This is a genomic window from Providencia sp. M-27 (assembly GCF_011077905.1).
GTDB lineage: Bacteria > Pseudomonadota > Gammaproteobacteria > Enterobacterales > Enterobacteriaceae > Providencia > Providencia huaxiensis.
In genome coordinates this window covers 1-11,756 of the sequence record NZ_JAALBT010000003.1, presented here as the reverse complement: position 1 = coordinate 11,756, position 11,756 = coordinate 1, and the positions used below count along the sequence as shown (strand labels likewise).

The following is an 11,756-nucleotide window of genomic DNA, read 5'->3' as shown; positions in this document are numbered from 1 at the left end:
CGGAACAGATAATGAAAATCAAAACAGTGATAGCCATTAATATCGCGACAGGGTTATCTATTGGTAGTATTGCAAATTTAGTCTATGGACAACAAAGTGCAAATATTGGCTCTATTGTAGTGAATGATAAAGCAACAACTATCAAAGAGCGTGATAGAAAAGGGGCGGATGACCAATATGATAAAGACGAATCAAATATTTATATTAGTAAAGAAGAAATTGATCGTTATAAAGGCACTAACCCTGCAGACACCATTAATCATGCAGTAGGGGTATATAGTGGTGACGCCCGTAATAGCGGGGCAATAGACCCCAATGTACGAGGGATACAGGGGCAAGGGCGTGTCCCGGTGACTGTAGATGGTACAGAGCAAGCTATCACTGTTTGGCGTGGTTATAATGGCGCGAATAATCGTAACTATATCGACCCGAATATGATTAGTAGCATTAAGGTAATGAAAAGTGCAACGTTAGACCGCAATGTGCGTACATCGACAGGCGGTGGAGTTGCCATAACAACGCTAGGCATTGATGACGTTGTGGATAAATACAGCAAGTTTGGTTTTGATATTAAATTAGAAACATCGAGTAACTCGACAAAACCGAGGGTTAATCAATTAAGCCACGGTATAGATTACCGTGATGATAAGCGGCTATTGAATACGTTAGACATGCAGAAATTTCGTGGGATTTATTTTAAAGATCACGAAATGCTTGTTGATCCTCGCAGTAAAGGTAACGCTAATTTCTTTAATCTGCAAGATAACGCAGCGCGTATTGCCATTGGGACACGGCAAGAAAAGTTTGATTTGATGCTGGCATACAGCTATCGCAACCAAGGTAATTATTTTGCTGGGCGCCGAGGGGCGGGTAAATTTTATGACGACATCATTACTTATGACCCTAATAGCCCAAATAAAGCGATAGACCCATATATGCCCTTCGTTGCTAGGATTTATGGGCCAAACAAAGAGGTGGCGAATACATCAAATGAAATGTCGACATTGTTGGCTAAATTAAACGTGATGCTACCTAATTCACAGGACTTATCCCTTGGTTATATGCATACATCAAGTCATTATGGCGAAATCATGCCATCGCAAATTCGGTATCATGATTTAGAGGGAAAAATTCCACAATGGCCTTTAGCTAACTTGGCGCTAAATACTTTTTACGCCAATTATTCGTTCAAACCTGAGTCCATTGGTTGGATTGACTTTCGATTAGGCTATTGGTTGACAAAAACTAATTTAAACTCAAATACAGCAGGTGGCCAACCTAGGGAACCAATGGAAAGGGATTGGAATTATGAATTTGGTCGAGATAAAAATGTAGCTAAAAATCCTGCTATCAATGGCACCTTAGTTGATGGGATTAAATTAAACCAACTAAACGATCGCTATGGTGTTTCATTATCTAATAAATTTCAAATTACACCTGAATTTAAAGTAACGTTAATGGGGAGCTTAATTGATGAAACCATTGGTAGCCGTGAAGATATCTTTAATTCGGATTCTAGCCCAAAGGGTAACATGTTCCGAGCTATCCCAAGGGAAGGTAAGCGTCAAGAATATAATGGGACTATTCGCTTTGATTGGCAGCCTACTGATTGGTTAAGTCTGAATGCAGGGGCTCAATATATTAGCTACTGGTCAAGGGATTTATTAAAAGAGAGACGCATTGCGGCTAAAGATATAAATTATGCACCTTATAGCCATATAACGGCGAGAAACTTCCTATTATCCCGTTTATTAAGCGCTGAAGAATATCAAACAATAAAACAGTATATTGATGATAAAGGGAATACATATAATGATATAAAAGAAAAAAATTATGAGAGAAGAATTTTTATCGAGCAAGCATTAAAAATGAAAAAGAATTCGTTACGTGATGTTGGATTAATAGGGAAAAAATTAGAATTTAGAATCACAGAAGTTAACCATATAGTGAAATGGAAAGTGGATGAAAATAACCGATTTACAGCAAAAAATAATCCATTTTATAATGGAGAGGTTGATTTAAAAGAAGAAAAAATAGACCCTGTCACCGGTTTAAAAGCCAAAAGATATCTCGTTGACCGCGATATTAATAACACTCAAGATGAAGTGAAGCATTCCAATAAACAAAAATTTAAAGCGCCGAAAAGAAATGAAGAATCAGCTTGGGCTCCGGCATTAGGGGCAACAATTTACTTAACAGAGAACGATCGAATATTTGGGCGTTATTTAGAAACCGTTAGGATGCCAAGTATCTTTGAAGACACTATTGGTTTTTCGGGGGGAAGAGAGCCGAATTACACACCACCGGTTTATTTGCCAGAACGCAGCCATACGATAGAACTGGGATATGTGCGTAATTTCCAAGGTCTCGTCGCAGCAGAAAACCATGCTGATTTACGCATAAACTACTATAACACGGTTGTCACAAACGCATTTGATAGGAACGACAGATTAGTCTTTACGCAGGTTGATAAACATAATACGGCCGGTTTGGAACTGTTGGCGCGTTATGATAATGGCTGGGTATTCGGTGACTTAGGTGTGGATTACCGCTTGAAAAATGAGGTTTGTGATGAAGTTTCACTGATGGTAATGGACCCCTATAACAAATTTGGTGGCTCAGAGTGTACAACAGCAGGGTTCCCTGGTGGCTATTTGCGTACTCAACTGCAGCCTAAGTACAGCATCCATGCCAACCTTGGTCTGCGTTTCTTAGATGAACGTTTAGAAGTGGGGAGTCGTTTGCGTTATCACAGCAAAGCAAAAAATGAAGATGAAGCGGAAATGATGGATAAATACCCGTACCAGTATGCGCCATTAAACAATGACCCGATGAGTTGGAATGCTGTTTTTACCGCTGATGCTTATGTTAATTATCAGTTTAATAAAGACCTAGCATTTGAATTATTAGCCACCAATTTATTTGATGAATATTATATAGACCCATTAACCCGCAGTATGATGCCTGCACCGGGTAGGACTGTGCGTTTCAATATCACCAGTCGTTTCTAAAAAGGATCCCCCTTCGCTGATACTGTTGCATTTATGTATTGGTGAGGGGGCTATTAGGGATATTAAAATGATTACTTTACGTTTTAATTTTGCTGTGATGGTTTCTTTATTATTTCATTTTGGCATCGTTTTTTATTGTTTAAATATAGAGAAAACACGCTCTGCACAAATTTACACGCCAATATATGCGGCTATCGTCTCTGTTGCATTGACACAAAATGTAATTGAAAAACAAACAAATGACGTCACATTAAATAATAAGCTAGTGGGAGGCTTACTTGCAGAGTCACAACAAAATGAAAATGCTGTAATTAAAGTTGCTAATAAGAAAAATATACATAGTGATGAAAATAAAGCGTCAGAAAAACAAAAAAAAATTATCGAGAAAAAAGAACAAAAACAACCAAATAAAAAAGTGATTAAGCAGAAAGAACAGGAACAAAAAAGTGATGATGTAAAACAAGAACAGCGTGTAGGTAAAAACGACAGCCAATCTTATGCAGCAGGCCAAGCGGGAGCACAAAGGACGACCTCGGTAGGAAACGCAACAGATTCAAACTACCAAAGTTATATTGATAAACTACGTAGTGAAATTGAACGACATAAACGTTACCCAAGAAAAGCGAGAAATACCAATGTTCAAGGAACGGTTCTGGTGAATTTTACGCTTACGCCATTGGGGGAGATCACAAAGGTGAGTATTGAAAAGTCTTCTATGCATGTTCAACTGGACGAAGCCGCATTAGCTGCAACACTAAAGAGCCGCTCTGTTGGAGTGCCACCGGAAGGTCTAAGAAAACAGCACACGTTGGAAATTAAATTTAAGCTATAAAAGGATTAAAACATAACTTCTGGCTAATCAGGGCAAATTACATAGTAAAAAAGCAAGCCGCCATAATGTATAGCGGCTTCTTTGCGAATTATTTTTCTACTGTCGTGGTTTTAATTTCATCACCTTCAGGAAGTGTGACATTTAATTCCAAAACAGAAATATCATCGTCTTTTTGTTCAAATTGCAATGACAACATTTCAGGGTCAATTTGCACATATTTACAGATAACCTGCAAAATATCGCGTTTCATATCAGCAAGATATGGGGGCTCACTATCACCACGGCGACGTTCAGCGACGATGATTTGTAATCGCTCTTTTGCGATATTCGCTGTCGTTTTTTTTCTCGACAGAAAGAAATCCAATAAAGCCATTATTTACCCCCCAAATAGGCGTTTTAAGAAACCTTTTTTCTCTTCTTCAATGAAACGGATAGGGCGATCTTCACCTAAAATACGCGCAACACAATCATCATAGGCTTGGCCTGCATCAGATTCTGTATCTAAAATGACCGGCTCACCTTGGTTAGAAGAGCGCAGTACAGATTGGTCTTCAGGAATAACGCCAATCAAAGGGATACAGAGGATCTCGAGGACATCTTCCATGCTTAGCATATCGCCACGAGTTACACGTCCAGGGTTATAGCGTGTCAATAATAAGTGTTCTTTAATTGGCGTATCGCCTTTTTCTGCTCGACGTGATTTTGACGCTAAAATACCTAAAATACGGTCAGAGTCACGAACGGAAGAAACTTCTGGATTGGTAGTAATAATGGCTTCATCAGCAAAATAGAGTGCCATTAAGGCACCACTTTCAATACCCGCAGGGGAATCACAAACAATAAAATCGAAACCAAGGTCATCACTCAATTCGTCAAGAATTTTGCCAACGCCTTCGCGAGTTAACGCGTCTTTATCGCGTGTTTGTGAAGCAGGTAAAATGAATAAATTTTCGGTGCGCTTATCTTTGATTAAAGCCTGATTAAGGGTTGCATCACCTTGAATAACGTTTACGAAGTCATAGACTACTCGACGTTCACACCCCATGATAAGGTCAAGGTTACGTAGGCCGATATCAAAATCGATCACTACCGTTTTGTTCCCTTTTTGTGCCAGGCCAGTAGCTATGGCCGCGCTTGAAGTGGTTTTACCAACGCCACCTTTACCTGAAGTCACTACAATTATGCGTGCCATGAATAATTCCTTGTAAATAAGGTCTAATTTAAATATTCGATGTTAAGTTTATTATCAACTAAACAAAGTTTAGCTGCTTTGGCGAGAAATTCAGCAGGGATTTGATCGCTCAGCCAATATTCACCGGCAATTGAGACCAGCTCAGCTTGCAAATGAGTACAATAAATCTGACTTTCAATATCACCAGAGGCTCCAGCTAAAGCACGGCCTCGCATCACGCCATAAATATGGATATTACCATCTGCTAACAGTTCTGCACCTGCACTAACATTGCTTGTGACGATCAGATCACTATTTGGTGCATAAATACGTTGCCCAGAACGAACAGGAGTATTGATAATGCGAGTTTTACGATATAAAGGTTCAGTTTGAACTGTAGCAGTCTGAGGTTCAGGCTGAATTTCAACAGGCTTTTGACTTTTACCTTCATTTAATATCGGTAAACCCGCATCGTTTGCTTTTTGCCGTATCTGTGGGTCAGTACATCCACTGATCCCTACAATACGTAATCCCGCAGAAATAACAGATTTATGAATACTCTGTAAATCGGCATTTGGGGATAATTCAGCAATGTTAATCACGACAGGGGCATTTTTAAAGAAATCAGGAGCCTGATTTACTTTATCTTGCAGCGCTTTTTTGATGAGTTTAGGCTCTTCACTGTATAAGTGAATAACTGAAAGAGTAAAACTGCTGCCTTTAAGTTCTATTGGCGATTGTGGCATCTATCCAGACTCAGCAAATTAAAATTTCCGAAACAATCCTCGGGTGAAGATATTCTGTAAAACAATAGCATGTTATAGTTACTATATACTTCAAGCAAGCTAATGAACTAAGAAAAAGAGTTAAATATAATGATTTGTGCAATTTATAGAAGCCCTAAGCGTGACCAAACTTATCTTTATATTGAGAAGAAAGATGATTTTTCACGTGTTCCTGATGAATTATTAGCTCAATTTGGAACACCTCAATTTGCCATGCTTATCTCATTAGATAAGCGTGAAAGGCTCGCCAATGCTGACTTGGCAAAGGTTAAATTAGACCTCTTAGAAGTTGGTTATTACTTACAATTCCCACCTCCGGTGGAGGATTTGCTTTCAGAACATAAAGAACTGAATAACTAGAGCAAATTAAGAAAATCCTGAAAAGCAAAGATAGTCTGGAGGAGACGAATGAAACCAACGTTATTATATACATTAGTCGCTGGCTTATTTTTAACAAGTTGTTCTGCAACACGGAATGAATCAGTTGTTACTCACCCGATTACCGCAGAACAAAATGCGGCTATAGCCCAAGAAGTCGCTGCTTTAGATAAAGCATTCCCTATTGAACAACGTGAACCATCACAATTTCCTGCTTATGTGGAATTACTGAAAGAACATGCTATTGCTCAGGGAATTAAACCTGCCACCATTGAACGCGCTTTTGCTAATATTCATTTTATTGAGCGTGTTGTGAAAGCTGATAAAGGCCAACCAGAGAAAAGGGCGACGGTTACGTTAGCAAGCTATCTAAAAAATGTACTCCCACAATCGCGTATCAATGCTGGCTATAACAAATATTTAGAAAATAAATCCACTCTAGATGCTATCAGTGATAAATATGGCGTCCCACCTCAGTTCATTGTTTCGTTATGGGGACTAGAAAGTGGTTTTGGGCGCTCGCAAGGTAAAGAAGATGTTGTTTCTGCACTTGCAACACTTTCATTTGAAGGCCGTAGAGAAGCGCTTTTTAGCAAGCAATTATTAGCTGCACTTGAGATAATGGACAAAGGTTATATTCCAGAAGATCAACAGCTCAAAGGTTCATGGGCTGGTGCCATGGGCCAAAGCCAATTTATGCCAACCTCTTATTTGTCTTACGCAGCAGATGGCGATGGTGATGGTAAAATGGACATCTGGAATAATAAATCAGATGTGTTTGCATCTATTGCTAATTATTTATCAACAGAAGGTTGGCAAGCTCAATTACCATGGGGCTACCAAGTTAATTTACCCATAGATTTTAATAAAACGTTGGAAGGCGTAAAAGCAGAACAAGGGAAATCTGTTCGTGAATGGCAAGAGTTAGGCGTTACATTACCTGCATTTGCTCAATTATCTTCAGACGTAAAAACCTGGGTGGTTATCCCTGATGATCCTGAAGGTAGAGCATTTTTAGTGACTGAAAATTTCCGTACCATTATGCATTGGAACCGCTCATATTATTTTGCATTGAGTGTATGCATGATGGCAGATGGTATCGCTAATAAAATACAATAACGATAATAGGAGTACTATTATGTATCAACATCGTGACTGGCAAGGTGCGTTACTTGATTTCCCTGCAAATAAAGTTGTTTGTGTTGGTAGTAATTACGCAAAGCATATAAAAGAGATGGGGTCTGCGACACCAGAAGAACCCGTTATTTTTATTAAACCAGAGACTGCTTTGTGTGATATTACTCAATCAATTGTTATTCCAAAAGATTTTGGTGCTGTGCATCATGAAATTGAGATGGCGATTTTAATTGGTATGCCATTAAAAAATGCAGATGAAGACCGCGTATCACGCTCTATTGCAGGTTATGCAGTTGCATTGGATTTAACCTTACGTGATTTGCAAGCTAAATTTAAAAAAGCAGGTCAGCCATGGGAAAAAAGCAAATCATTTGATGGTTCATGCCCAATTTCCGGTTTTATTCCTGTTAGTAGCCCGAATGACTTACAAAATGTTCAGCTTTCACTGGAAATTAATGGTGAAGTTCGCCAAGAGGGCTCGACGCGTGATATGATCACACCAATTTTACCGCTGATTAGCTATATGTCCCGCTTTTTCACATTACGAGCAGGGGATGTCATCTTAACGGGAACACCTGAAGGTGTTGGCCCATTAGCTTCTGGTGATATGCTAAAATTATCAATTAATGATCACTCGCTGACTACACGGGTTATTTAAGTATAGGATTAATAAGTATTATGTCGCAGTTCTGGCAAGTTAAAACTTTAGATGAGATGACAGATGAAGAATGGGAATCTCTCTGTGATGGTTGCGGGCAATGCTGCTTGCACAAATTAATGGATGAAGATACAGATGAAATCTATTTTACTAATGTCGCCTGTAATCAGCTAAATTTAAAAACTTGCCAGTGTAAGCATTATGAAGACCGCTTCAGCTATGAAGCGGATTGCATAAAGCTTAACCGTTATAACTTAGAAACATTTGAATGGTTGCCAAGTACTTGCGCTTACCGTTTGTTATTAGAAGGAAAATCTCTTCCTGCCTGGCACCCATTAAAAACAGGATCTAAAGCGGCAATGCATAATGAAGGTGTGTCTGTTCGTCATATTGCTGTTAGAGAAATTGACGTGGTGGATTGGGAGGAACATATAATGAATAGACCCATGATAGGAAGAGGCTAGTAGTAATATCTCAAATATACAGTAAATCATTATGGAAATATCTTTGCCAACAGTAGGCTTATTTGCCATTTTAAATATTGCCATTTTGCCTGCAATATTCTCTTTTTTTGAAAAATTTAGCCAAGCTGCATTGATGATGGTCTATACATTTTAATCGCGGTATCATGCTGTTTTATACGAAAATAAATAGTAATAATAATCACACTCAGACTGGGTGTGGTTATTTGCGTTATTAATAATAAGAATTATTTCTAATAAATACTCGATGTTAACCCTCTAATATTATCGTTCCTGACATAAAGTTTGAGTATATGAAAATCTGTCTTTAAAACTGTCCACCCACTAATTCTTACGCGTTATAGGCTAAGCTGCAAAGTTTTCATTTAAGAAAATATTATAATTTGTGACTTCTCATTTTGCTTTTCTCAAAATACTTGGCTAATCTGTTTTGGTAAAAGCGACATAAGGGGATAGAAATGAAAACATTTGGGGTGGTGCTCACAATTATTGGTCTCGTTACTGCAATTATTTCTTACAATATGGATGTCAGCATTCCTATTGTATATGGGGAGAGTGTGAAAGATACAGGACTGGCATTTGATAGACAGAATTATATCATTGGTAGTTTGTTAGTCGCATTTTTTGGCGTTCTAATTGTCCTATTTGACAATAAACGACGCAAGTAAAATGGGGGATGTCTTGCCAATAGACGGATGGTCATAATACGTTAGCTAATATGGTTAATATAATCCAGATATTGATAGATATAAGCAGAACACCAATAATTACTCTTAAAAATAAATAAAGTAGCTGATAGCAAAATCTCTAGGTAATAATGCTGACAAGCTCCAGTATGCTAAACCAGATAAAACTAAGACAAGCAGTAACAAGTAAGTAATGAAATAAATCATATTTTTTAGGGTGTTGAAGTAATAAATAGCTGCTAATGATAAAGAATTTTAGGCTAAAGTAATTTATTAGCCGTTGTTGATATAATATTGAACACTTAATGCGATATTGTTTTATTTTCGAATAAAATTGAGTTTATATTAGTTTTACTCAGTTATAATAAATAAATATTTTAATTTAACCTAGAGAATATTTCTTATGAAAAAAATACTTGTGTTAGCTGGTTTGGCTATTATTTCTGGATGTGTTTCCAATGAAACTGAAATGGAGTCAAAGAGTGTAGGCATAGCAAATCCTGCATCAGTTTATTGTGAGCAAATTGGGGGGACAGTCGAAATTGAAAATACAGCGGATGGGCAAGTAGGGTACTGTATTTTACCATCAGGTGAAAGAGTAGAAGAATGGGCTCTATACCGCCAGAACAAACACTAGTCAATCTTTCACCTCTTAACTGCCATCAGCAGAAATATTTTGTGAGATTTTTGCTGTAGTTCCCCTCTAATAATTTTTCTATTCTATATTAATCATTTCTTGAAATTAGCCGATATTACTATTATCCAGTATAACTGCCAGTGTTAAGTGTGTTTTCATAGTTTGATCAACGAGATAACTATGTTTATATACATGTAAAATACTTAGTAGACACATCATAAGGCTTTTTTGCGATATTTTGATGGCCTCATATGGATTTGGTAAGGGAGTCATCGTGTTTTTATGGTAAATTATTGATATAAAATATTTTTATCCTTTAATGTCACATAATCGGTAATTTGTAGTACGAAAACAGAAACAGCTACCTTATGTTATGTGATTGCTAAATAAAGTGGGCTTATTAGAACGATTGATTCACTAAAAAGACGCTAAACTGCCTGATAGTAGAAAAATAGCAGAAGGAAAAAGCATCTTTTATTGATGACTTTTTGTATTAGATCACACTTTAACACACGGAATGAGTGATTTAGGAATATTCCTAATGTCAAAATTTGTAATGTAGATCACCTTTTTATAAAGTGTTCGTTTTAAGAAAATATCATTGATTTCATATGGTTATAAAAAGAGAAAATTGACGTAACGCAGTTTATAGTTTGTACAGTTAATCAAGTTTTCTTATTCTATATCAAAAATAATGATAATTTTTTTTAACATAGGCTCAACTAAATAATTTGATATTTCAGTTTTCACTTCAATATCAAGTTGAATGAGTAAAGAATTATATTGCGATTTTATCACTAATTCTTCTATCAGATTTATTTCGTCCGTTTCATTTATTTTGAAATTTTGATTAAAATAGATATTTACCTCGTTAAAAAGCATATTTTAAAATTTTAATAACAACCAAAGCTGACTGTTAATACAAAAGAACATATATACACTCTTGCTGTGTTATTTTGATATTCAAGCATAATAATTCGGAATTCAATATTTGTCATTTTTAGATATGTCATACTCTTATTAAGAATGAATCATTAATTTAATTAATGTTAGTCTCTTGAGTTGATGTTCAGTAATTGATGAATTTCATGGTCATTCTGCAACAAAAAGTATCAAAGTATGAATGAAATTATATATTCAATGTAAATATAATGATTTTTGTTATTTCTAATAATCTGTAATTTCTATTTTGTTAGTTTTTAATGTTATGCAATGGCCAATTTCAATACATTAAAATCTAAATATTAATCTTAGTGCGAGTAAGTTAGTTAAATCTAAATATCAAGCAACCCAATCAATAGATCGCTTTTGATAGCTTGCACCTATCAAAAAATAAATAAGTGATGGAAAAAACGATTTAATAAAACTTAAGTTATTATGTATCCTCTCTTCGAAATCATATAGAGCATATGATTATAAATTCTAAATAGGACTAATTAAGAAAGACATTTACTTGCATTAAATAAATGGTTTAAAAATGAAACATAAATAACTAACTGTATTCAATATACGGTAGAACATCTATTTTCCTTATTTACCAAAATGAAAGCTTAATAAGTTCGTTTAAATGTAAGAATAAAAATCTCATATTAGGAAATGAAAATGAAGAAAGTACTACTGACTGCGGTTGCTACAACAATCATCGGCTTATCAACAGCTAACGCAGCAAATAAAGTTGGCGGTGGCCAAGTTAACTTTAACGGTAAAGTAACTGATGTTTCTTGTACTGTTTCTGTTGACGGTCAAGGTAGCGATGCAAGCGTATACTTAGCACTGATGAATCCCCTAATGATTTTTATCAAAATCATTAAGTTAAGGTAGATACACATCTTGTCATATGATCAAATGGTTTCGCCAAAAATCAATAATCAGACAACAAAATGTGCGAACTCGATATTTTACACGACTCTCTTTACCAATTCTGCCCCGAATTACACTTAAAACGACTCAACAGCTTAACGTTGGCTTGCCACGCATTA

Annotated in this window: 13 protein-coding genes and 1 pseudogene; 11 read left to right on the top strand and 3 right to left on the bottom strand. The window is 36.4% G+C overall.

The features are described from left to right. Window positions 1-11: 11 nt before the first annotated feature. Window positions 12-3,011, top strand: coding sequence for a TonB-dependent receptor domain-containing protein (locus tag G6Q48_RS05955; protein ID WP_166265047.1), 3,000 nt, complete (start codon window positions 12-14; stop codon window positions 3,009-3,011). A 67-nt stretch (window positions 3,012-3,078) separates the two neighbouring features. Next, window positions 3,079-3,843, top strand: coding sequence for a TonB family protein (locus G6Q48_RS05950; protein ID WP_102140660.1), 765 nt, complete (start codon window positions 3,079-3,081; stop codon window positions 3,841-3,843). Window positions 3,844-3,931: 88 nt separating this feature from the next. Here G6Q48_RS05950 and minE read toward each other — a convergent pair whose 3' ends face one another. From minE to minC, 3 genes are read right to left on the bottom strand one after another with little or no spacing between them, the layout of a single operon-like run. Further along, window positions 3,932-4,216, bottom strand: a complete 285-nt coding sequence (gene minE, locus G6Q48_RS05945) for a cell division topological specificity factor MinE (protein ID WP_102140659.1) — start codon at window positions 4,214-4,216, stop codon at window positions 3,932-3,934. A gap of 3 nt (window positions 4,217-4,219) precedes the next feature. Continuing rightward, window positions 4,220-5,035, bottom strand: a complete 816-nt coding sequence (gene minD / locus G6Q48_RS05940) for a septum site-determining protein MinD (RefSeq protein ID WP_125894818.1) — start codon at window positions 5,033-5,035, stop codon at window positions 4,220-4,222. Window positions 5,036-5,058: 23 nt separating this feature from the next. Beyond that, on the bottom strand, window positions 5,059-5,760 hold the full coding sequence (minC, locus tag G6Q48_RS05935; RefSeq protein ID WP_102140657.1) for a septum site-determining protein MinC: 702 nt from the start codon (window positions 5,758-5,760) through the stop codon (window positions 5,059-5,061). A gap of 129 nt (window positions 5,761-5,889) precedes the next feature. On the opposite strand from minC, the gene G6Q48_RS05930 reads away from it, so the two are divergent. The 9 genes and pseudogenes from G6Q48_RS05930 to G6Q48_RS22185 all read left to right on the top strand — a co-directional run. After that, window positions 5,890-6,159, top strand: a complete 270-nt coding sequence (locus tag G6Q48_RS05930; protein ID WP_102140656.1) for a YcgL domain-containing protein — start codon at window positions 5,890-5,892, stop codon at window positions 6,157-6,159. 48 nt (window positions 6,160-6,207) lie between these two features. Next, window positions 6,208-7,296, top strand: a complete 1,089-nt coding sequence (locus tag G6Q48_RS05925; protein ID WP_102140655.1) for a lytic murein transglycosylase — start codon at window positions 6,208-6,210, stop codon at window positions 7,294-7,296. Window positions 7,297-7,315: 19 nt separating this feature from the next. Then, window positions 7,316-7,972, top strand: coding sequence for a fumarylacetoacetate hydrolase family protein (locus G6Q48_RS05920; protein ID WP_102140654.1), 657 nt, complete (start codon window positions 7,316-7,318; stop codon window positions 7,970-7,972). 20 nt (window positions 7,973-7,992) lie between these two features. Further along, window positions 7,993-8,436, top strand: a complete 444-nt coding sequence (locus tag G6Q48_RS05915; protein ID WP_102140653.1) for a YcgN family cysteine cluster protein — start codon at window positions 7,993-7,995, stop codon at window positions 8,434-8,436. A 31-nt stretch (window positions 8,437-8,467) separates the two neighbouring features. Continuing rightward, window positions 8,468-8,590 (top strand): hypothetical protein, encoded by a 123-nt coding sequence (locus G6Q48_RS22415; protein ID WP_256372924.1) that lies wholly within the window; start codon window positions 8,468-8,470, stop codon window positions 8,588-8,590. A 322-nt stretch (window positions 8,591-8,912) separates the two neighbouring features. Next, on the top strand, window positions 8,913-9,122 hold the full coding sequence (locus G6Q48_RS05910; RefSeq protein WP_102140652.1) for a hypothetical protein: 210 nt from the start codon (window positions 8,913-8,915) through the stop codon (window positions 9,120-9,122). A 421-nt stretch (window positions 9,123-9,543) separates the two neighbouring features. After that, window positions 9,544-9,777: a putative hemolysin gene (locus tag G6Q48_RS05905; protein ID WP_102140651.1), complete on the top strand. Its 234-nt coding sequence runs from the start codon at window positions 9,544-9,546 to the stop codon at window positions 9,775-9,777. A gap of 1,602 nt (window positions 9,778-11,379) precedes the next feature. Next, window positions 11,380-11,550, top strand: a pseudogene (locus tag G6Q48_RS05900) (ferrous iron transporter B); the annotation flags it as partial. 107 nt (window positions 11,551-11,657) lie between these two features. Then, window positions 11,658-11,756, top strand: a 99-nt coding sequence (locus G6Q48_RS22185) for a hypothetical protein (protein WP_228516233.1), incomplete at its 3' end; no start/stop codon positions are given.